We start from the raw sequence: 20,019 nt of genomic DNA, 5'->3' as shown, positions 1-20,019 counted from the left end.
GCGGGCTGTGGGGCCCGCCGCCGCTTCCCCCGCCCAGCCGGCTGTCCCGAACCGTCAGGAGAACGCCCCCGTGTCCGAGCAGACCACCGCAGCACCCCCGGCTCCCCCGCCACCGGGCCGACCCGCCCCCAGCCCGCGGGCCAGCCGGCCCGGCGCCCGCAACACCCTCGCCCGGCTCGGCCCGTGGCCGTGGATCGGCCCGTGCGTCGCGCTGATCCTGCTGGTCGTGGTCTGGCCGGTGGTCGAGATGGTGATCACCTCCACGCACAAGATCAGCGGCCTGGGCATCGACTTCGGCTTCAACGGCGCCGGCCGCTACCAGAAGCTCTTCGCCGACCCCCGGCTCGGCGCGGTGATGCTGTGGACCATCGTCTGGACGGTGCTGGTGGTCGGCTTCACCATGGCGATCTCGCTCGCCCTGGCCCAGCTGTACAACCAGCAGTTCCCGGGCCGCCGGTTCACCCGCTGGGCGCTGATCGTCCCCTGGGCCGCCTCGGTGATCGTCACCTCGATCGGGTTCCGCTGGATGCTCGACGAGGTGGCCGGGGTGCTGAACCGGCTGATGATCGACCTCGGCCTGATCTCCTCCGCGCAGAACTGGACCGGTGACGCCGCGCACTCCAAGCCCTGGCTGATCCTGGTCGCGGTCTTCGTCTCGCTGCCGTTCACCACCTACACCCTGCTGGCCGGCCTGCAGACCGTGCCCGGCGAGGTCTACGAGGCCGCCCGGGTGGACGGCGCCGGCAAGTGGCAGACCTACTGGCGGATCACCCTGCCGCTGCTGCGCCCCTCCTTCCTGGTCGCCCTGGTGATCAACCTGATCAACGTCTTCAACTCCTTCCCGGTGATCTGGGGCATGACCCAGGGCGGGCCGAACACCGACACCGCCACCTCCACCGTCTTCATGTACGTCCTCGGCCAGACCGACGTCGGCGAGGCCGCCGCGATGTCGGTGGTCAACTTCGCCGTCGTGATCGTCATGGTGCTGCTCTTCCTCAAGGTCAGCCGCTGGAACGAGGAGAACTGACACCGTGTCCGCTGCGCTCAAGACCCGCTTGCCCCTGAAGACAGCCCTGATCACCGCCCTCGCCTGGCTGCTGGCGGCGGTGTTCCTGGCCCCCTACCTGGAGATGGTGATCACCGCCGCCCGCCCCGCCGGCGAGCTGCGCGACAACGGCTACCTGCCGCACCACTTCGCCTGGAACAACTTCGTCGACGTCTGGTCGAAGACCACCATCGGCACCAACCTGGAGGTCTCCCTCCTGGTCGCCGGCGGCGCCACCCTGCTCACCCTGCTGGTCGCGCTGCCCGCCGCCTACTACACCGCCCGGATCAGGTTCCGCGGCCGCACCGCCTTCCTGCTGCTGGTGCTGATCACCCAGATGTTCCAGCCCACCGCCCTCCAGGTCGGCCTGGCCCGCGAGTTCACCTCGCTGAACATGATGGACTCGGACCTGACCCTGATCCTGGCCAACGCCGCGTTCAGCCTCGCCTTCGCGGTCTGGATCCTCTCCGCCTACATCTCCTCCATCCCGGCGGAGCTGGAGGAGGCGGCGATGATCGACGGCACCGGCCGGGTCGGCGCCCTGTTCAAGGTCACCCTGCCGCTCGCCCTGCCCGGCGTGATCACCTGCGTGATCTTCACCTTCATCACGGCCTGGAACGAGTTCGTGATGGGCCTGATCCTGGTCAACACCCCGTCCAAGCAGCCGCTCACCGTCGGAATCGACTCGATGATCGGCGCCTACCACCCGCAGTGGAACTACATGTTCGCCGCCTCGCTGGTCGCGATCGTGCCGGTGGTGGTGCTGTTCGCCGCGATCGAGCGCCACGTGGTGGCCGGGCTCACCGCCGGCTCGGTGAAGTAGCGGGACGGCGCGCCATGACCACCCACACCCGACGGGCCCGCCTGCTGGACATGCTCGGCGACCGGCACCGGATCGACGTGACCGAAGCGGCCGAGCAGCTGGGGGTGTCCGCCGCCACCGTCCGCCGGGACCTGCGCGAACTCGCCCACCAGCAGCTGCTCACCCGCACCCACGGCGGCGCGGTGCCGGCCGGCGTCAGCTACGACCTGCCGCTGCGCTACAAGTCCTCCCGCCGGGCCGACGAGAAGGTGCGGATCGCCCGGGCCGCCGCCGCCCTGGTGCCCGCCGGGGCGGTGGTCGGCCTCACCGGCGGCACCACCACCTCGGAGGTGGCCCGCGAACTCGCCACCCGGCCCGACCTGCTGACCGGCCACGAGGTCTCGCTCACCCTGGTCACCAACGCCATCAACATCGCGAGCGAGCTCGCCGTCCGACCCCACGTCAAGACCGTGGTCACCGGCGGGATCGCCCGCCCGGCCTCGTACGAGCTGGTCGGCCCGCTGGCCTCGCTGGTCCTGGAGACCATCTCGCTCGACTACGCGATCCTCGGCGTCAACGCCCTGGACCCGCGCACCGGCGCCTCCACCGTGGAGGAGACCGAGGCCGGCATCAACCAGGCGATGGCCCGCCGCGCGCACACCGTGGTGATCGTCGCCGACTCCAGCAAACTCGGCCGCCGCGCCTTCGCCACCGTCTGCCCACCCAGCGAGATCGACGTCCTGGTCACCGACACCGACGCCCCCGCCCACCTGGTCGCCGCCCTGCGCGCCGCCGGCATCGAGGTGCACCTGGTCTGACGACGCCTCGGCGCCACTGCGGGACGTGATCTGACGGGTGTTCAGGTACGTTTCGGGCCAGGGCTACTACGACATCCACTTCCAGTGATGTCATGCGGGTGAGCGCCGGGGCACCGCCTCGGCGCTCACCCGCTTCCCACCGCGGCGGTGACGCACCGTCGCACGCACCCATGCGGAGGGCCCCGTGGCCTACTACGTCGTCGAGTACACCTTCACCGCCGACCGCCGCCACCTCCCGGTGCGGCCCACGCACCGCGAGTACCTGGCGGGGCTGGCCGACCGGGGGTGATCGTGCTGTGCGGGCCGCTGGTCCGGGACACCGGCGGGCTGCTGATCTTCCGGGCCGGGAGCGAGGCCGAGGTCCGGGGGCTGGTGGACGGCGACCCGTACGCGCGGGAGGGCGTGCTCGAACACGTCCGGATCGAGCACTGGGACCCGGTGCTCGGGTCGCTGGTCGGCCACCTCGGCGACTGACCCGACCTCAGGGCACCTCGCCGACGTCGCCCTGCCAGTCCCAGCGGCGCGGGTCGCCCGGCCGGGGACCGTAGCGGGCCCGGCCGCCCGGGCCGTGGGCGCCGATCTCGGTGGGCAGGGCGGCACCCGCGGCGAGTTCGGCCTCGGTCCAGCCGGTGACGTCGAGCAGCAGGCCGTCGAGCGGGCCGGCCACCAGCTGGCGGTAGGCGTGTCCGGGGCGCGGGCCGGGGTCGGGGTCGTCGTGGTCGGTGCCGTAGACCCGGCCGCGCATCAGCTGTTCCTCATCCACCCGGCCAGCATCCCGCGCGCCACCGACAACGGCGCCCCGGCGTCACCGGGTGAACGCGAGCACCAGGGGGTCGGAGCCTTCCGCCACCCAGTCGAAGCTCGGGTGCTCGACGTGCTCGTGGTCGGACGGGTCGGCCTCGTCGGCGAAGCTCTCGATCTCGGCGGCGAACAGGTCGAGGGCGGCCCGGCCGCCGGTGACCCGCAGCACCGGGCCGTCCGCGACGATCGAGACGGTGTCGCGCTCCGGCTCCTCCCGGCACGCGAACCGCGCCAGCGCCGCGTCGTACGGCGCGGGGTCCGGGCTGCCGGCGAGCGCGCAGCCGCCGGCCAGCTCCCGGAGCAGCTGCCCGACCAGGCGCAGTTCCGGCCGGGTGCCGGAGAGTTTCAGCTCCCTGGTTCGCTCGCTGAACAGCACCTGAGGCACCATCACGACCGCCCCAGTCCGCGCAGCAGCACGGCGATCAGGCGGCGGGGGTCGTAGTCGGGGTCGTCCTGGCGGCCGATGCAGAGGTTGCCGACGCCCCGCATCAACTCGTAGGCGGTCAGGCCGTCCGCGATCTCGCCGGCCGTGACCGCCGCGTCGAGCAGCTGCGCGCAGGCCGGGACCAGGCGGTCCAGGAAGTAGGCGTGCAGGGTCTCGAAGCCGCTGTCGGCGCGCAGGGCGTCGGCGAGGCCGTGCTTGGTGACCAGGAAGTCGACGAAGAGGTCGATCCACTGGCTCAGCGCCACCAGCGGCGTTTCCGCCTCGGCCAGCAGCGCCGGGCCGGCCTGCGCGCAGGACTCGACCTGGTGGCGGTAGACGGCGACCACGAGGTCGGCCCGGGTGGGGAAGTGACGGTAGATCGTCGCGACGCCGACCCCCGCCCTGGCCGCGATCTCCCGGATCGGCACGTCGACGCCGGAGGCGACGAACGCCTCGGCGGCGACGGCGACCAGCGTCTCCCGGTTGCGCACCGCGTCGGCGCGCTTGCTCCGGGCCGGCGTTCCGCCGACCTCGTCCGCGGTGGTCATCCACCCTCTCCTTCCACACGACTCGCCGGGCGTTGACTAAACGGAACGGTGTTCCGTATCGTCGGAAGCGTTAACGGAACATCGTTCCGCTTCGACTCTACTCGAAGAGGGCATCGCCATGCGCACCCCTACGCCCCGAACCCCGCACGCCCGCACCGTCCTGTCCCTCGCCCCGATCGTGCTGCCGACCCCCGACCGCGCCGTCGACCTGCGGCTGCGCGTCTCCGTCCCCGTCGGCGGGGGCGACCTGCCGGTCGTGCTGCTCTCGCACGGGCACGGCCCCTCCCACCACCTCTCCTCGCTGCACGGCTACGCCCCGCTCGCCGAGCACTGGGCCGCGCACGGCTTCGCCGTCGTCCAACCGACCCACCTCGACTCGCGCACGCTGCACCTGCCCGCCGACACCCCCGGCGCACCGCTGCACTGGCGCTCCCGGGCCCAGGACATGACCCGCGTGCTCGACCGGCTCGACGAGGTCCGCGCCGCCCTGCCCGGGTTCGACGGGCGCCTCGACCCGGAGCGGGTCGCCGTGGCCGGGCACTCGATGGGCGGCCACACCGCGAGCCTGCTGCTGGGCGCCCGGCTCACCGACCCCGACGACGGGAGCGAGGCGGACCTCGCCGATCCGCGCATCAAGGCGGGCGTGCTGCTCGCCGCCCCCGGGCGCGGCGGCGACGCGCTGACCGCCGCCACCGCCGAGCGGTACCCGTTCTTCCTGACCACCGACTTCTCCACCATGAGCACGCCCGCCCTCGTGGTGGTCGGGGACCGGGACGCCTCCGCGCACCTGACGGTCAGTGGCCCGAGCTGGCACACCGACCCGTACACCCTCTCCCCCGGCCCGAAGAGCCTGCTCACCCTGTTCGGCGCGGAGCACGGGCTCGGCGGGATCTCCGGCTACGACGTCGCCGAGACCACCGACGAGGACCCCGCCCGCGTCGCCGACGTCCGCCGGTTCACCACCGCCTACCTGCGCACCGCGCTCGACCCGGACGACAACTCCTGGCCGGCGGCGTGCGCGGCGCTGGCCGCCGAACCGCACCCCGTCGGCCGCGTCGACGCCAAGTAGCCCCACCACCTGACGCCCCACCAGACGCACCACCAGGATCGGAGAACCACCCATGCAGTACCGCACTTTGGGCCGCACCGGCGTGCAGGTCAGCTCGCTCGCGCTGGGCACGATGAACTTCGGCCCGATCGGGCGCACCACCCAGCAGGAGGCCACCGCGATCGTCGACGCCGCGCTGGCGGCCGGGATCAACCTGATCGACACCGCCGACATGTACGGCGCCGGCGTGTCCGAGGAGATGGTCGGCAAGGCCATCGCCGGCCGCCGGGACGACCTGGTGCTGGCCACCAAGGCCGGCCTGCCGATCGGCGAGGAGCGCAACCACCGGGGCGCCTCCCGCCGCTGGCTGGTCACCGCGCTGGACGCCAGCCTGCGCCGGCTCGGCGTGGACCACGTCGACCTCTACCAGATCCACCGCTGGGACCCGGGCACCGACGACGAGGAGACCCTCGCTGCGCTGACCGACCTCCAGCGCGCCGGGAAGATCCGCTCCTTCGGCTCCTCCACCTACCCCGCCCACCGCATCGTGCAGGCCCAGTGGGCCGCCCGCGAGCACCGGCTGGGCCGCTTCACCACCGAGCAGCCCAGCTACTCGATCCTGCAGCGCGGCGCCGAGGCCCACGTGCTGCCGGTGGCCGAGGAGTACGGCCTCGGCGTGCTGGTCTGGAGCCCGCTGGCCTCGGGCTGGCTCTCCGGCGCGATCCGCGCCGACCGGCGGCCCGACACCCACCGCGCGGCGCTGCTGCCGGAGCGCTTCGACCTCACCCGCCCCGCCAACCAGGCGCGGCTGGACGCCGTCGAGCGGCTCGCCGGGGTGGCCGAGCAGGCCGGCCTGACGATGATCCAGCTCGCCCTCGGCTTCGTCACCGCGCACCCCGCCGTGACCAGCGCGCTGATCGGGCCGCGCACCACCGAGCACCTGCACGCCCAGCTCGCCGCCGCCGACACCGTGCTCCCCGCCGACGTGCTGGACGCCGTCGACGCGATCGTCGCCCCCGGCACCGACCTCGCCCCGCAGGAGAAGTTCGACACCCCGCCCGCCCTGCTCGACCCGGCGCTGCGCCGCCGGCGCTGACCGGCAGGGCCCGGGGGCCGGTCTGTCCGTCCCGTCTGTGATGATCGCCCGGACCATCACCCGGACGACCGAGGAGGACAGCGTGGACGATCACTGCGGGGGCGGGACCGGGGAGTTCCGGGCGGGTGACGTGCTGCTGCTGGAGTGCCCGTTCACCGCGACGACGGTGACCAAGGTCGGCCCGCACTACCTGTCCGTGCGCTGGCCGTGGCTCGTGGTGGACCCGGCGGTGGACTCGATCCGGTGGAACGGCGACTTCGCGATCGCGCTCCCCGGCAGCCTGGACTGGGGCCGCCTCCACTACGGCTGCGAGCCGCCGGTGCAGGAGCTGCGCGCGGGCGACGCCTGCCGGGTGGGCCTGGCGCCGACGGTGGTGCACGTGCTCCGCGTCGACCACTTCGATCCGCCGCTGGAGACCGGCATGCTGCCCCGGCCCGCCTGCTACGTCACGCTGCTGGCGCAGGGCGAGGCGGAGCAGCCGGAGGACGAGGACCAGGGGTTCCCGATCGACCCGGCGGGCGGCGAGCCACTGCGGCTGGACCTGCTCCTGCGGCCCTACGCCTTCCTCGAACCGGGCGACGAACTCGCCGACCGGGCCGGGCGGGCCTGGCGGTTCGACGCGGCGTGGGAGTGGCACGCCTTCGACGGCGCCGAGCCCGGCGGCGACGACGGCCAGCCGGCCTGGCCACTCGTCTTGCTGACCCGGGGCGGCGCGCCGGTCCTGCCGCAGTCGGAGCCCGCCGAGGCCGTCGCCCGCGCGACGGCGAGCGGCAGCCATGCGGAGCAGCTGGCCCGCTGGACCGAGCTCACCCGGGTCGCCCCGCTCCGCTACCCGGGCTGAAGCTCCGTCAGCCACGGGTGGCCGGGGTGCACTTGCTCCAGCCAGCCGCTCAGCCGGGCCCGCCGCTCGGGGCCGAGCAGCGGCAGCGTGCCGGCGAAGTCGGCCCGGTCCTTGGGCCGGGCCGACTTCGCCTTGAAGAGCAGCACCACTTCGGGGGCGAGGTAGGGGATGCCGTCGGCCGTGCGCTCGATGACCGACTCGTACGGCGCGCGGATGGCGGGGTCCCGTCGGCAGATCCAGGTGTCGCCCTGGTGCGGCTCGCGGAACACGTCGAGCAGGTAGTCGCCGGTGCCCGGGTCGCGCAGCCAGGTCTGGTGGGTGGCCGCCATGGCCGGGGCCGCCGTGCCCGTCCAGACCCGGCCCGAGCCGATCGCGTCGAACTCGTACTCGGGGAAGCGCTCGCGGATCCGCGGGAACAGCGCCGCGGGCACCGCGATCTCCAGGTCGCCGTGCGGCCGGGTCCGCGCCCCGCGGAACAGGTCCAGCGCCCAGCCGGCCGCGACGCACCAGGGCGCCTCGACCCCGCGCAACCGCAGCGCGGCCTGCTCGGGTTGCCAGGCGCGGGCCCAACGGGCAGTCAGCTCGGCGGAGTCGATCACGACGCCACCGGCGGGAAGGTCGTCCGTCATCGCCCGACCGTACCCCAACTGTCGGCTCACCCGGCTCAGAAGAGCGCGTCCTGCTCCTCCTCCTGGTCGAGTTCCCGATCGATCGGCGCCAGGCCGACCGACGGTGCCGCGTCGGCGGCCGCGCGGACGAGCGCCCAGCCGGACAGCAGTCGGGAGTCGAGCAGCACCGGGCCCGCCGCCGTGCCGAGGTAGACGTCCGGGCCGATCCGGCAGAGCACCTGACCGGCCAGCACCTGACCCGGCGTCAGCGGCAGTACGGCGGCGACCGGCCGCAGCCCGCCGGCCGGCAGGCCGTAGTCCGCGGTGTGGTCGGCCGGGCCCGCGCCGGTCGGCACGCCGTCCGCCGGCCGGGCGATCGCCCCGGCCCGCCCGGCCGCGTCCAGCAGGTCGGCGGCGCGCTGCACGGGCGGGGCCGGGCGCAACCGGGCGCGCCGCTTGGCCGGGGTGGAGATCCGCTCCGGCACCCCGAGCACGGTGCTCAGCAGCGTCTCGGTGCGCCGGGCAGCGGGCAGGCGGCAGCTGACCAGCAGCAGCGAGGCCAGCGCGCCCTGTTCGAGCAGCCGGGCCGTGCCCCGCTGGACGGCGGTGATGCCGACCTTCAGGCCCGCGCTGCCGTGGTGGGCGAGGTAGACGGCGAACTCGCGCGGGTCGTCCAGCGCGGTGTCGGTGGCGACCGAGTGCGCCCGCCCGGCCCGTTCGCAGGCCGGGCAGACGGCGGCCCGGGAGTCGGGCGCCACCTCGGCGCCGAACGGGCAGGGCAGCCGGCGCCCGGAGCGCCACAGCCCGGTGCAGCGGCGCTGCGCCCCGACCAGCAGCGCCAGCTCGGCCCCGACGGGCAGCGGGCTGCGGCGCTCCTGCCCGGCGGGACCGCGCCACTTCAGCTCCGCCTGCCCCGAGCTCCAGCTGAGCCCGGCGGCCCGCCAGGCGGGCGCGGCATCGTGGCTGCTCATCGGTCTCCCGGGTCGTCTTGGTGAAGGGTCCAAGCCTGCCAGCCGCGCGCGCCCGAGCCGTCAGCGGGTGGCGCCCGCGCCGAACCCGCCGCCCGTACCGAACGAGAAGCGGGCCGCCGCCTGGGCGGGCGTGCTGCCCTGTCGGCTGCCGGGCACGTCGTGCACGGCGCTCGCGCCCTCCGCGCGCAACCGGCCCGGTCCGGCGTGACGGGCCATCAGCTCGGCGTAGGCGCGAACCTCCTCTCCCGTGAGGTCGGTGCGGCCCCGCTCGGCGTGCTGGCGGAGCAGCACACCGAGGTCCGGCTCGAAGCGCAGCGCCGTCACGGGGGCGGCGAACCGCCGGGCGAGGGCGATCAGCCGGGCGCGCGCCTGCGGGGTGACGTTGGTGGATTCGGCGATCGCGGTCCGGCCGTCGGCGAGCCGGGCGGCGAGCCGCCGGTCGCGCTCCGCGAAGATCCGCGCGTCCGCCGCGTCGGAGGGCGGGCCGGCGGCCAGCTCCGCCCGGATCTCGTCGCTGGAGGAGACCGCGCCCGGATCGATCTGCCGACGCTCGATCAGGGCCCGGACGAAGCTGGTCTTGCCGGAGGCCGGCGGCCCGACCAGGACCACCAGCCCGGTCGCCACCCGGATCGGTTCGGCGGGGTCGGTTGCCATCGCCCCCGTCCTGCCGCCGCCTTGACGGGTCATCGGCTACCGGGCCTCCTCGTCCAGCAGGCCCGCGTCGTGGGCGAGCAGCGCGATCTGCACGCGGTTGTTCAGCTGGAGCTTGGCGAGGATGCCGGAGACGTGCGCCTTGACGGTGGCCAGGCTCATGAAGAGTTCCGCGGCGATCTGGGCGTTGGCCAGGCCGCGGCCGACCCGGACGGCCACCTCGCGTTCGCGCTCGCTGAGGGCGGCGAGGCGCTGCCGGGCGCGGGCGCGCCGGTCGTCGGGGCCGGCGCCGGCGGCGTGGCGGATCAGCTGGCGGGTGACGGTCGGTGAGAGCACCGGGTCGCCGGCCGCGACCCGGCGCACCGCCTCGACGATCTCCTGCGGCGGGGTGTCCTTGAGGACGAACCCGGCGGCGCCCGCGCGCAGCGCCCGCAGCACCAGTTCGTCGGCGTGGAAGGTGGTGAGCAGCACCACCTGCGGTGCGTCGGGGCGGGTGCGCAGCCGCTCGGTGGCGGTCAGGCCGTCGACGCCGGGCATCCGGACGTCCATGAAGACCACGTCCGGCCGGGTGCGGTCCACCAGGTCCTCGACCTCGGCGCCGTCGGCCGCCTCGCCGACCACCTCGATGTCCCCGGCGCCGCCCATCATCAGGCGCAGCCCGGCGCGCACCAGCGGGTCGTCGTCGACGAGGAGCAGTCGGATCGCAGTCATGGCGCCCAGCCAACCACACCGGCAGGTCGGGGCCGCACGGTCGCGGCACTGAGGCCCGTCAGACCCAACGGGCCGTCAGGCCCAACGGGCCGTCAGGCCCAGGGCAGCCGGGCGAACACCTCGAAGCCGCCGTCGTCGGTCGGACCGGAGAGCAGCGTGCCGCCGGCCAGCAGCGCCCGCTCGCCGAGGCCGATCAGCCCCTGGCCGGAGCCGGGCACCTCCGGCACCTCCCCGGGCGGGGCCGGGTTGCACACGGCGAGGGTGAGGTCGCCGCCGGGCGCGCCGGTGAGCGTGACCGTGACCAGCGCGCCGGGGGCGTGCTTGCGCGCGTTGGTCAGCGCCTCCTGGGCGATCCGGTACGCGGTGCGGCCGAGCCCGGCGGGGGCCCGCTCCGGGTCGGCGACCTGCTGGTCCAGCTCCACCCGCATGCCGGCGGCGCGGCACTCGGCGACCAGCTCCGGGAGCGCGGCGAGGGTGGGTTGGGGGCGCCCGGCCTCCTCGTCGCCGCCGGTGCGCAGCACGCCGATGATCTCCCGCAGGTCCTGCAGCGCCTCGTGCGCGCTGGCCCGGATCACGCCGGCCGCCCGGGCGACGTCCGCCCGGGGCGCGTCGGGGCGGAACTCCAGGGCGCCCGCGTGCACGCTGAGCAGGGTCAGCCGGTGCGCCAGCACGTCGTGCATCTCGCGGGCGATCTCCTCGCGGGCCGCGCGCTGGGCCTGGGCGGCGCGCAGCCGCGCCTCGGTCTCGGCCCGCCGGGCCCGGTCGCGCAGGCTGCGCACCAGCTCGCGCTTGGCCCGCACGAACATGCCCCAGCCGATGACGGAGAGGATCAGGATCAGGCCGAAGGCGACGGAGGCGCCGAACGACGTGCCGGGGTCGGGGCGGAGCCAGTAGAAGAGCGGGATCAGGGCCAGTTGGGCCCCGCCCACCCAGGCGACGTACCGGAACGGCCGGTGCACCGCGAGGCTGAACAGGACGACCAGCACCGCCCCGCCCGCCGTGTTGGAGACGGTGCCGACCGCGACGACCGCCACGGCCAGCCCGAGCGGCCAGCGCCGCCGCAGCCAGACCGCGCCGCAGGCCAGCCAGCCGAGCACCTGGTCGAGCACGGCGAACCAGCCCGGCAGGTCGTGCTCCCTGCCCACCGAGGCGGCGTCCGCGGCGGCGAACAGGCAGACCACCAGGAAGCAGCAGACGTCCACGACCCAGTCGCGCGTGGTGCGCCTGACCCGCCCGGGGCGGGCCGGGTCGGGCTCGAACTCGTCGGCGAGGGCCGCCGGCAGCCACCAACGCCGCCTGGGGCGGGCGGCGGTCGTCTCATCTCTCACGGGGGTCAAATGTACGCAGGCCCAGGTCGCCGACGGTGCCGCGCGGACCGTGCGCTCGACCTGAGTCGGGACGGTACCGACTTTCGGCTGGCCGACCCGGGCGCCACAGCGACCTTCGGCGGCACAACACGGCCGCCCGGCCGATGGTGGCCGGGCGTCCGCCCCGGAAGGCTGGTGGCCATGAAGAAGGTGCTGGAGGTCGTCGGGTTCCTCGCCGTGGTGCAGGGCGGGCTGGGTCTGCTGCGCCGGTTCACCGGGTGGCGGGTGGGCGTGACGCACCAGGTGGCCTTCCTCGACGGGCACTTGGTGCTGGTCAGCCTGCTGCTGATCGGGCTGGGCCTCGGGCTGTTCGCCGTCGCCGAGAAGCGGGGCGGGCAGGACTGAGCGGCGGGCGGCATAGGCTCCGCACATGCACAGCACCCTGACGGAGCACGCCCGCTGCCTCTACGGCGACGAGTTCCAGCCCACGCCGGACTGCGACCTGCCCCACCGCGAGCACCTCTTCGTCGAGGAACTGACCTTCGCCGACGCGGACACGATCATCGCCATGCTGCACGAGCTGTGCCCGCCCCCGGTCAACGGCTACCTGCCGGTCTGGGTCCGCCACCTGGCCTACCGGCTGGTGCTGCTGCAACGGCCGGACGACCCGGCGCTGATCCGGGAGGCCGCCGGGAGCCTGGAGCTGTACGGGCCGGACTGGGACGACATCGCGGCCGAACTGCGGCTGCGGGCGGACGCGCTGGAGACGGGCTGAGGCGGGCACCGGTCGGGCGGCCCGACGCTCAGAACGCCCGGCGGTCAGGACGGTCGGCGGGCGATGGTGACGATCTCTCGGCTGTCCGGGGTGACGGGTCCGCGGGTCCAGTCGCCGTAGCGGGCCTCGACCTCGAAGCCCGCCTCGGCGAGGAGCGCGTCCAGCGCCGCCTCTTCGAGGAAGCGCAGCCGCTCGCGGTCGACCCGCAGCACCGTGCCGTCGGGATCGGCGAGCGTCCCGGTGAAGGTGACCACCCCGTCGGCGACGCCCTGCACCTCGTGCCAGACGCGCAGCGCCCGCCCGGCCGCGTCGGTGACCTCCGAGCCGTTCGACGGGTTCCACGCCTCCCAGGCGCGGGCCTGCGGGTGCCTGCTCTCGAAGGCGAAGCGGCCGCCGGCCCGCAGCGCGGCGCGGACGGCGCGCAGCGAGGCCCGGATGTCGTCGTCGGCCAGCAGGAACTGGAACGCGTGGCCGGTCATGACGGCGAGTTCGAACTCGGACTGCCAGCCCATCGTCGCCGCGGTGCCGTCGACCCACTCGACGTCGGCGCGGCGCCGGGCCCGGGCGAGGGCCACACCGTCCGGGTCGAGGCCGACGAGGCGGCCGGTGTGGCCGTGCTCCCGGGCCCAGTGCAGCATCGCACCGGTGCCGCAGCCGACGTCCAGCACCGCGTCGGCGGGGGTGATCAGCTCGGCGTAGAAGGCGTCACCGGGCCACTGCCCGGGGTCCCACGGGTTGAGGAGGTCGTACAGCGCGGCGGCGTCGGCGTCTGAGTACACCGCGACAGTATCGGCGAGCCGGCGCCGCGACCCAACCGGTTTTCCGGACGGGCCGTCATCTGACGCACCGTCATGGTGCTTACCCCTCCCGGAGGGCCGGTCAGCGGCTGACGGCGACGGCGTGGCGCACGGTGTGCGGGGCGGTGAGGAAGTCGAGCATCGCCCGGGCCACGTCCGCGCGCGCGATGCTGGCGCCGGGCGGGCCGGTCTCGACGGCGTGCCGGTAGCGGCCGAGCCCGGGGCCGTTGGTCAGGCGCGCGGGCCGCACCGCCGTCCACTCCGGGTCGGCGGCGCGCAGGATCCGCTCCATCGCCTCCAGATCGGTGTACAGCTCCCCGAACACCGCCCACAGCAGCGGCGCGGCGACCCGGCGCGCCAGCAGGGGCTGCCCGGTGCCGGCCCGGTTGAGGGTGGCCGCGCTCACCACGACGATCCGCTGCACCCCGGTGGCCGCCATCGCCGCGACCGCCGCCCGGGCCGAGGTGGAGGCGGGCCGGAGCCGGTCGTGGCGGCCGGCCTGGCCGACGCCCGACAGCACCGCGTCGGCGCCTTCGACCACCCCCACCAGCTCGTTCGGGTCGAGGGCGTCGGCCCGCACCACGGTCAGCTCCGGCTGCCGCAGCGCGAGCCGGTCCGGGTCGCGGACGACGGCGGTGACCTGGTGGCCGTCGGCGAGCGCCTGGGTGACCAGGTGCCTGCCGATGCCGCCGGTCGCGCCGAGCACGGTGAGTCTCATGACGGCCTCCCGACCGGGTGCGAACCCTCTCCTCCCATGGTCTGCCCGCCCGGGCCGGGGCTCAGCCCAGCGCGGAAAGGGCGGTCTTGGTCGCCTGGGCGAGCAGGTCGTCGTCGGACTTGGCGTCCGCCTTGCCGCGGTCGGAGAGCAGCGCGACGACCAGCGGGGCGCGGCCGCCGGCGGGCCAGACCACGGCGATGTCGTTGCGGGTGCCGTAGTCGCCGTTGCCGGTCTTGTCGCCGACCTTCCAGCCGGCGGGGACGCCGGCGCGGATGTACGGGCCGCCGGTGGTGTTGGCCACCAGCCAGTCGGTGAACTGGGTGCGCCGGTCGGCCGGCAGGGCGTCGCCGAGGGCGTACGTGCGCAGGTCGGTGGCGAGCTGACGGGGCGTGCTGGTGTCCCGGGGGTCGCCGGGGGTGGCCTCGTTGAGGGTCGGCTCGGTGCGGTCCACGTTGGTGGTCGTGTCGCCGAGGGCGCGCACGGTCTGCTGGACGGCGGCGGGGCCGCCGAGTTCGGCGGTGACCAGGTTGGCGGCGGTGTTGTCGCTGTGGTCGAGGGCGGCGGCGAGCAGGTCGCGCACCGTCATGCCGGTGGCGAGGTGCTGGGAGGTGACGGGGGCCCAGGCGAGCAGGTCCTGCTGGCTGTACCTCACCACCTTGTCGAGTTCGGCCTCGGAGGCGGTGCGCAGCAGGGCGCCGGCGGAGAGCGTCTTGGCGGTGGAGGCGAAGGCGAACCGCTCGTCGGCGCGGTAGCGCAGCTCGCGGCCGCTGCCGGTGTCGAGGACGTAGACGCCGAGCCGGGCGCCGTAGTGCTGTTCGAGCTGTTGGAAGGCGGCGTCCGCGCTCGGGGCCGGCGCCGGGGCGCCGGCCGTGCCGCCGGCGGGTGGGGCCGACGGACCGGTGCGGCCGGCGCAGCCGCTCAGCGCGGTGGCCGCCAGCAGGGCGGCGGCGACGGCGAGCAGGGGGCGGGAAGACATCACGGCGGTTTCTCCTCGGGCTGATCGTGTCCGAACGGGGCGCGACGTCGCCCAGCCAATCAGGCCGCCCGGCGACCAGTCCAAGACCATGATGGTGAAGTGCTCGATAGTGCAGTGCCTATCATTACTGTTCATGGACCTGCTACGGCATCTGCGCTACTTCCGCGCCGTGGCCGAGGAGCGCCACTTCGGCCGCGCCGCCGAGCGGCTGCGGATCGCCCAGCCCTCGCTCTCCCAGCGGATCAGGCAGTTGGAGGGCGAGCTCGGCGTGACCCTCTTCGACCGCGGCCCGCGCGGGGTGGCGCTCACCCCGGCCGGGCAGCTGCTGCTGGCCGAGGCCCAGCAGGTGCTGGAAGGCACGGGCCGGCTGCTGGCCACCGCGGCCGACCTGCGCACCGGCCGGGCCGGCACGCTGCGCGCCGCCGTGCCGCCCGACCTCGGGCCGACGGCGCTCGCCGCGCTGCTCACCGGCTTCGCCGCCGCCTCCCCCGGCTCCCACCTGGACCTGCGCGAGCTGCCGGTGGCGGAGGTGGTGCGCGAGCTGGCCCGGCAGACCGTGGACGTCGCCGTGGTCCGGCACCCCTGCCCGGCCGCCGGCCTGGAGTTCGGGCCGCTGCTGCACCAGCCGCTCGGGGTGCTGCTCGCCGCCGACGGGCCGGAGGCCGACCGCGCCGAGCCGGCGCTCGCCGAGCTGACCGGCCGTCGGCTGGTGCTCTTCCCCCGGGCCACCGCGCCGGCGCTGTACGACGAAATGCTCACCACCCTGGCCCGGCACGGCTGCACCCCCGAGGCGGTGCTCGATCCGCCCGGGCCGGACGTGGCCGCCGCCCTGGTGCTCACCGGCAGCGCGGTGGCCCTGGCGCCGCGCGGCTCGCCGCCACCGGGTACGGTCTGGCGGCCGCTGGCCGGCGCGCCGCTGACCTGGCGCACCTCCACCGCCTGGCCCACCGGGCGGGGCGGGCCGGCCGTGCGGCTGTTCGCCGAGACCGCCCACCGCGCGCTCGCCGAGCACGGCGGCCTGCTCCCGCCGACCGCCGAGAGACCGCTCTTCCCCCGCCCCGCAACGGAGTTCCCGTTTTGACCAAGGACCAGCCCGGCGGCCAGCCCGGCGACCAGCCCTGCGACCAGCACAGCACCGGCAGCCGGGCGCCCCGCCCCGGCAGCAGCGGCCGGGCGGCCCGGGCCCGGATCGCGGACGCCTTCGCCGACGCCGGGGTGAGCGGCCTGCTGCACGCCCGCGACCTGGACGGCCCGGCCGAGCTGGCGATCGGCGCCGACACCCCGGTCGCCACCGCCAGCGTGCACAAGCTCTGCCTGCTCACCACGCTCTTCCGGGAGGCCGCGGCCGGCCGGATCGACCTGACCCGCCAGGTCGAGGTCCCCGCCGCCGGGCGCACCGGCGGCCCGACCGGGCTGGCCGCGATGCTGGACCCGGCCCGGCTCTCGCTGCGCGACCTCGCCTACCTGGCCACCGCCGTCAGCGACAACGCGGCGGCCGACCTGCTCTGGGACGAGCTCGGGCTGGACCTGGTCAACCGGACCATGGCCGACCTCGGGCTGACCCGCACCGTCGCCGTGCACCGCTTGCGCGACCTGCTCGCCGTCCTCGCCGAGGACCGCGCGGGCGGCTCGCCGGTGGATCCGGCCGTGGTCGCCCGGCTGCGGGTGCTCGACCCGGCCGCCACCAACCGCAGCACGCCCCGCGAGCTGACCGAGCTGCTCACCGCGATCTGGCACGACCGGGCCTGCCGCGGCGAGCACGGCGCCGCGCTGCGCCGGCTGCTGGGCCTGCAGGTGTGGCCGCACCGGCTCGCCTCCGGCTTCCCGTTCGACGACGTGCGGGTCTACGGCAAGACGGGGACGCTGCCGACGCTGCGTCACGAGGTCGGCGTGGTCGAGTACCCCGACGGGGGCCGGTACGCGGTGGCCGTCTTCACCCGGGCGGCGGCGACCAGCATGACGCTGCCCGCGGCCGACGCGGTGATCGGCACGGCGGCCCGGCTGGCGGTGGACGCGCTGCGCGGCAGCCGCTGAGTGGCCACTCCCCCTGGCACCGGGCGCGGCCGACGGTCTGTCAGCTCGGCTGGCTAGGGTGCCGCGCATGGACAAGCGACTGCTCATCGAACAGCTCTCCGACGGCTACAACCAGACCCGCCCGGCCCGCGACGCACTGGTCGCGCAGGGGGCGGCCGTGGTCGGGGCCGTGCTGGAGCTGCTCTGTGACGAGCGGGCAGGGGTCGACTGGAGCGTCTCGGCCGACGTGCTGCAGCGGATCGGCGAGCCGGCCCTGCTGCCGCTGGCCGAGGCGGCCGCCGGGGCCGGCTCGGCCGAGGTGACCCGGCGGATCGGGTACGCGCTCGGCCGGTTGAAGGTGGCCGACCTCGCGGCGTACCTGCCGCTGCTGGAGCACCCGCACGCCGAGGTCCGCAGCACCGCGCTCTTCGCCTTCCAGACCCGGGAGGAGGAGGCGGCCGGCTTCGTCGAGCGGCTGCTGCCGCTGCTCGGCGACCCGGACCCGGAGGTGCGCCAACGCGCGGTGTGGACCTTCGAGGCGATCGGCTCCGCCGCCGTCCCCGCCCTGCGGGCCGTGCGCGAGCGGCCCGCGACCGGGCCGCGGATCCGGCGCGGCGCGCTCCAGGCGCTGGCGGGCGCGGCGCGGCCGGGCGAGCTGGGCGACCGCGACCTGGCGGCGTGGCGCCGCCTGACCAGGATCAAGCTGGCGGACGAGGTGCCGTCCGGCCTGCACCTGTGCGGCTCCTGGTACGCGCTGCCGACCACCGACCAGGCGGCGGTGCTGGACGCCTTCGACCTCGGCGACGCCGAACCCGTCACCCTGCGCACGGGCGCGGCGGCCTGGAACCAGGCCCAGCACAGCTGGTCCGGGCGGCGGCCGCACACGGGCTGCGCCCGGGTCTTCGTCAGCCCCGCGCTGGCGGGCTGGACCCTGGTCTTCGGCGACTCCGCCGCGGCCACCCACCGGATCCGGGACCGCGAGGAGGCCCGTGACCAGGTGGTCCGCGAGCGGTGCGCCGAGCTCGGCCGCCGGTTCGGCGCCGCGCAGTGGTACGGCATGAGCTGCGGGGACGGCTGGACGGCGTGGTGCATCGCGACGGGCGGCGAGGTGGTGCGCCACTACGACGTGTTCGCGGCGGAGGAGGACGACGATCCGCTCGGCCCCCCGCACCCCGCCGAGTCCGGCTTCCTGCTGCCGCACGAGGACGGTTTCCCGGACGACGCCTTCGACGGCGTGAACCTCTCCGACAACGCGGCCTTCCGCGCCCGCTACGACCAGGTGAAGGAGGAGCTCGGCATCCCCGACACCTGCTACGCCACCGACATCGCGGCCCGCCTGTCCGTCGACCCGTCAGCCCTGGGCCCGGACACCCCCGTCACGGGCCACGGCCTGCTCGCCCTCACCGCTTGCGGCCGCGAGCACGGCCACCCGTCGGGCGCCCTCCCGGCCTGAGGCCCGCGCCGCTCCTGCTCCGCACGGCGGCCGGGAATTGCTCACGGCGCTGATGTCACATCCCCCACGGGTGCCCTGTCCACTGGATGTCCGCGACAGCCGCGGTGCCCAGTGAGCAGTCAGGAGAGCGATCATGAAGGCCGTCATCGTGTGCACGTCGGTGTCCCACGGCAACACCCGGCGGGTAGCCGAGGTCATGGGCCAGGTGCTGTCCGCCCGGGTGGTCGAGCCCGGCGAGGTCGACCCGGCGGAGCTCGCCGGGTACGACCTGGTGGGCTTCGGTTCGGGCATCTTCACCGGGAGCTTCCACCCCCGGCTGCGGGAGTTCGTCGAGTCGCTCCCGGTCGGCGGGCGGGGCCGGGCGTTCGTCTTCGCCACCAGTGGGCTGCCCGAGCTGCGGGTGCGGCCGTTCTCCCGTCCGCTGGTGCGGCTGCTGGAGGGCAAGGGCTTCACGGTGGACGGCACCTTCTCCTGCCGCGCCTACGACACCTGGCTGCCGTTCAAGCTGGTCGGCGGCATCAACCGGTCCCGCCCCGACGGCGGCGACCTGGCCGCGGCCCGCACCTTCGCCGAGCACCTGCGGGTGCGGGCGGGTGCGGGCGCGCGGCCCTGAGCCGTGTCCCTGACGGTGGCCCTGACGACTCGTCAGCGGGCGCTGCCGAGGTTGCGGTCGTCGTCGGAGCCGGCCAGCAGCAGGGTGGTCTCCTCGATCCGGCGGAACCGGCCGTCGGGGGCGAACTCGGCGAAGACGTAGACCTCCATGCGGACGGTGGAGCCGTCGGTCTTGGTGGCCTCGACGATGTGCCGGTCGGCGTAGCGGTCGCCCTGGACGAGCTCGTCGAGCACCTGGATGGTGCCGCCGGTGACGACGGTGCGCAGGTGGGCGATGTGGGCGGTGAACTCGGCCCGGTCGGCCCAGCTGCCGTCGGTGCGCTGGCGGTAGTCGGGGGCGAAGTGGCGGTCCACGGCCTCGGCGAGCGCCAGCCCGGGGGTGAGCAGCAGGTCGGTCATGGCGGCGGCGATGTCCGTGCGGAAAGCGGTGGTGGTCATGGGAGGTGGTCCTCTCGGGTTCGTCGGCAGAGCGGACCGGAGTCCGCCATGTGCGTGCGTCGAGCACGCATCTGCAGAGTACACGGATTGCGTGCGCAGCGCACGCTAGTCTGGTCCCATGCCGAACGACGTGGGACAACAGATCGCCGACGCCCTGGGAACCCTGCTCCGGCGCGGCACCCGGGCCCAGCTGTACCAGCACCTGACCGAGGGCCTGGGCGAGGCCGTGGACGAGGTCACCTACCCCGTACTCAGCGGGCTCGCCCGGACCGGCCCGCGCAGCGCCGCCGACCTGGCCGGCGAGATCGGCCTGGACCGCTCCGGCGTCACCCGCCGGGCCACCCGCCTGGAGGAGGCCGGGCTGCTCCGCCGCGAACCCGACCCGCACGACCGGCGCGCCACCCTGCTCGCGCTGACCGGCGACGGGCAGCAGGCCGTGGCCGCCACCCGGCGGCGGCTGGCCGCGCACATCGAGGCCGCGCTGGCCGACTGGCCGCCCGAGGAGGCCCGCTCCTTCGCCCGCCACCTCCAGCGCTTCGTCACCGAGGGCCCGTTCGGCTGAGCGC

The 20,019-nt window shown here is 75.2% G+C and carries 27 protein-coding genes; 15 read left to right on the top strand and 12 right to left on the bottom strand.

Annotated elements, in window-relative coordinates; genetic code table 11:
* Positions 1–70: 70 nt before the first annotated feature.
* From FHX73_RS41515 to FHX73_RS45340, 5 genes are all read left to right on the top strand, one after another.
* Positions 71–1,027: a carbohydrate ABC transporter permease gene (locus tag FHX73_RS41515; protein WP_246214203.1), complete on the top strand. Its 957-nt coding sequence runs from the start codon at positions 71–73 to the stop codon at positions 1,025–1,027.
* Between the two features lie 4 nt (positions 1,028–1,031).
* Positions 1,032–1,868 carry a carbohydrate ABC transporter permease gene (locus tag FHX73_RS41510; protein ID WP_246214202.1) on the top strand — a complete coding sequence of 279 codons (837 nt, stop codon included), beginning with the start codon at positions 1,032–1,034 and terminating at the stop codon, positions 1,866–1,868.
* A 14-nt stretch (positions 1,869–1,882) separates the two neighbouring features.
* On the top strand, positions 1,883–2,665 hold the full coding sequence (locus tag FHX73_RS41505; RefSeq protein WP_145911257.1) for a DeoR/GlpR family DNA-binding transcription regulator: 783 nt from the start codon (positions 1,883–1,885) through the stop codon (positions 2,663–2,665).
* A 184-nt stretch (positions 2,666–2,849) separates the two neighbouring features.
* Positions 2,850–2,954 (top strand): YciI family protein, encoded by a 105-nt coding sequence (locus FHX73_RS47780; RefSeq protein ID WP_484140838.1) that lies wholly within the window; start codon positions 2,850–2,852, stop codon positions 2,952–2,954.
* Complete coding sequence (locus FHX73_RS45340; protein WP_170305317.1) at positions 2,951–3,139, top strand: YciI family protein; 189 nt, start codon at positions 2,951–2,953, stop codon at positions 3,137–3,139. The genes FHX73_RS47780 and FHX73_RS45340 overlap by 4 nt, the downstream gene beginning before the upstream one ends.
* Positions 3,140–3,146: 7 nt before the next feature.
* Here FHX73_RS45340 and FHX73_RS41495 read toward each other — a convergent pair whose 3' ends face one another.
* The 3 genes from FHX73_RS41495 to FHX73_RS41485 are packed head-to-tail and all read right to left on the bottom strand — an operon-like array spanning position 3,147 to position 4,438.
* Positions 3,147–3,410: a hypothetical protein gene (locus FHX73_RS41495; RefSeq protein ID WP_145911361.1), complete on the bottom strand. Its 264-nt coding sequence runs from the start codon at positions 3,408–3,410 to the stop codon at positions 3,147–3,149.
* A 60-nt stretch (positions 3,411–3,470) separates the two neighbouring features.
* On the bottom strand, positions 3,471–3,854 hold the full coding sequence (locus FHX73_RS41490; protein WP_145911255.1) for an Imm32 family immunity protein: 384 nt from the start codon (positions 3,852–3,854) through the stop codon (positions 3,471–3,473).
* A complete protein-coding gene (locus tag FHX73_RS41485; RefSeq protein ID WP_145911254.1) occupies positions 3,854–4,438 on the bottom strand; it encodes a TetR/AcrR family transcriptional regulator in 585 nt (194 codons plus the stop codon). The genes FHX73_RS41490 and FHX73_RS41485 overlap by 1 nt, the downstream gene beginning before the upstream one ends.
* A gap of 118 nt (positions 4,439–4,556) precedes the next feature.
* Here FHX73_RS41485 and FHX73_RS41480 point away from each other — a divergent pair, with 118 nt between their 5' ends.
* The 3 genes from FHX73_RS41480 to FHX73_RS41470 all read left to right on the top strand — a co-directional run bounded on the left by FHX73_RS41480 (position 4,557) and on the right by FHX73_RS41470 (position 7,423).
* Positions 4,557–5,507 carry an alpha/beta hydrolase family protein gene (locus FHX73_RS41480; protein ID WP_145911253.1) on the top strand — a complete coding sequence of 317 codons (951 nt, stop codon included), beginning with the start codon at positions 4,557–4,559 and terminating at the stop codon, positions 5,505–5,507.
* Positions 5,508–5,559: 52 nt separating this feature from the next.
* Positions 5,560–6,582, top strand: coding sequence for an aldo/keto reductase (locus FHX73_RS41475; protein ID WP_145911252.1), 1,023 nt, complete (start codon positions 5,560–5,562; stop codon positions 6,580–6,582).
* Between the two features lie 82 nt (positions 6,583–6,664).
* On the top strand, positions 6,665–7,423 hold the full coding sequence (locus FHX73_RS41470; RefSeq protein ID WP_145911251.1) for a hypothetical protein: 759 nt from the start codon (positions 6,665–6,667) through the stop codon (positions 7,421–7,423).
* On the opposite strand, the gene FHX73_RS41465 is transcribed toward FHX73_RS41470, so the two are convergent.
* From FHX73_RS41465 to FHX73_RS41445, 5 genes are all read right to left on the bottom strand, one after another.
* On the bottom strand, positions 7,411–8,052 hold the full coding sequence (locus FHX73_RS41465) for a nucleotidyltransferase domain-containing protein (protein WP_145911250.1): 642 nt from the start codon (positions 8,050–8,052) through the stop codon (positions 7,411–7,413). The genes FHX73_RS41470 and FHX73_RS41465 overlap by 13 nt on opposite strands.
* Before the next feature lie 35 nt (positions 8,053–8,087).
* Positions 8,088–9,002, bottom strand: a complete 915-nt coding sequence (locus FHX73_RS41460; RefSeq protein WP_145911249.1) for a DUF2797 domain-containing protein — start codon at positions 9,000–9,002, stop codon at positions 8,088–8,090.
* A gap of 60 nt (positions 9,003–9,062) precedes the next feature.
* Positions 9,063–9,656, bottom strand: a complete 594-nt coding sequence (locus tag FHX73_RS41455) for an ATP-binding protein (RefSeq protein WP_246214201.1) — start codon at positions 9,654–9,656, stop codon at positions 9,063–9,065.
* Between the two features lie 36 nt (positions 9,657–9,692).
* A complete protein-coding gene (locus FHX73_RS41450) occupies positions 9,693–10,364 on the bottom strand; it encodes a response regulator transcription factor (RefSeq protein WP_145911247.1) in 672 nt (223 codons plus the stop codon).
* 92 nt (positions 10,365–10,456) lie between these two features.
* On the bottom strand, positions 10,457–11,701 hold the full coding sequence (locus FHX73_RS41445; protein WP_145911246.1) for a sensor histidine kinase: 1,245 nt from the start codon (positions 11,699–11,701) through the stop codon (positions 10,457–10,459).
* 171 nt (positions 11,702–11,872) lie between these two features.
* Between FHX73_RS41445 and FHX73_RS41440 the strand changes: the two genes are divergently transcribed.
* Both FHX73_RS41440 and FHX73_RS41435 read left to right on the top strand, forming a co-directional pair.
* Complete coding sequence (locus tag FHX73_RS41440) at positions 11,873–12,076, top strand: hypothetical protein (protein WP_145911245.1); 204 nt, start codon at positions 11,873–11,875, stop codon at positions 12,074–12,076.
* 25 nt (positions 12,077–12,101) lie between these two features.
* Positions 12,102–12,446 (top strand): hypothetical protein, encoded by a 345-nt coding sequence (locus FHX73_RS41435; protein WP_145911244.1) that lies wholly within the window; start codon positions 12,102–12,104, stop codon positions 12,444–12,446.
* Between the two features lie 44 nt (positions 12,447–12,490).
* On the opposite strand, the gene FHX73_RS41430 is transcribed toward FHX73_RS41435, so the two are convergent.
* The 3 genes from FHX73_RS41430 to bla all read right to left on the bottom strand — a co-directional run bounded on the left by FHX73_RS41430 (position 12,491) and on the right by bla (position 14,937).
* Positions 12,491–13,225: a class I SAM-dependent methyltransferase gene (locus FHX73_RS41430; RefSeq protein ID WP_145911243.1), complete on the bottom strand. Its 735-nt coding sequence runs from the start codon at positions 13,223–13,225 to the stop codon at positions 12,491–12,493.
* Positions 13,226–13,325: 100 nt separating this feature from the next.
* A complete protein-coding gene (locus FHX73_RS41425) occupies positions 13,326–13,961 on the bottom strand; it encodes an NAD(P)-dependent oxidoreductase (RefSeq protein ID WP_145911242.1) in 636 nt (211 codons plus the stop codon).
* A 61-nt stretch (positions 13,962–14,022) separates the two neighbouring features.
* The gene (bla, locus tag FHX73_RS41420; protein WP_145911241.1) at positions 14,023–14,937 is read right to left on the bottom strand and encodes a class A beta-lactamase; all 915 of its coding nucleotides are present in this window, start codon (positions 14,935–14,937) and stop codon (positions 14,023–14,025) included.
* 133 nt (positions 14,938–15,070) lie between these two features.
* Here bla and FHX73_RS41415 point away from each other — a divergent pair, with 133 nt between their 5' ends.
* From FHX73_RS41415 to FHX73_RS41400, 4 genes are all read left to right on the top strand, one after another.
* Positions 15,071–16,018: a LysR family transcriptional regulator gene (locus tag FHX73_RS41415; RefSeq protein ID WP_145911240.1), complete on the top strand. Its 948-nt coding sequence runs from the start codon at positions 15,071–15,073 to the stop codon at positions 16,016–16,018.
* 107 nt (positions 16,019–16,125) lie between these two features.
* The gene (locus FHX73_RS41410; RefSeq protein WP_246214222.1) at positions 16,126–16,971 is read left to right on the top strand and encodes a serine hydrolase; all 846 of its coding nucleotides are present in this window, start codon (positions 16,126–16,128) and stop codon (positions 16,969–16,971) included.
* Between the two features lie 67 nt (positions 16,972–17,038).
* On the top strand, positions 17,039–18,403 hold the full coding sequence (locus FHX73_RS41405) for a HEAT repeat domain-containing protein (protein WP_145911238.1): 1,365 nt from the start codon (positions 17,039–17,041) through the stop codon (positions 18,401–18,403).
* Positions 18,404–18,536: 133 nt separating this feature from the next.
* Positions 18,537–19,016, top strand: coding sequence for a flavodoxin family protein (locus FHX73_RS41400; protein WP_145911237.1), 480 nt, complete (start codon positions 18,537–18,539; stop codon positions 19,014–19,016).
* Between the two features lie 32 nt (positions 19,017–19,048).
* Here FHX73_RS41400 and FHX73_RS41395 read toward each other — a convergent pair whose 3' ends face one another.
* A complete protein-coding gene (locus FHX73_RS41395; RefSeq protein WP_145911236.1) occupies positions 19,049–19,453 on the bottom strand; it encodes a nuclear transport factor 2 family protein in 405 nt (134 codons plus the stop codon).
* 118 nt (positions 19,454–19,571) lie between these two features.
* Here FHX73_RS41395 and FHX73_RS41390 point away from each other — a divergent pair, with 118 nt between their 5' ends.
* Positions 19,572–20,015 (top strand): MarR family winged helix-turn-helix transcriptional regulator, encoded by a 444-nt coding sequence (locus FHX73_RS41390; RefSeq protein ID WP_145911235.1) that lies wholly within the window; start codon positions 19,572–19,574, stop codon positions 20,013–20,015.
* Positions 20,016–20,019 lie beyond the last annotated feature (4 nt).

The sequence above is a fragment of the Kitasatospora viridis genome, from assembly GCF_007829815.1.
GTDB lineage: Bacteria > Actinomycetota > Actinomycetes > Streptomycetales > Streptomycetaceae > Kitasatospora > Kitasatospora viridis.
Note: the sequence above shows the minus strand (reverse complement) of the source record. Positions and strands in the feature narration are given on the sequence as shown.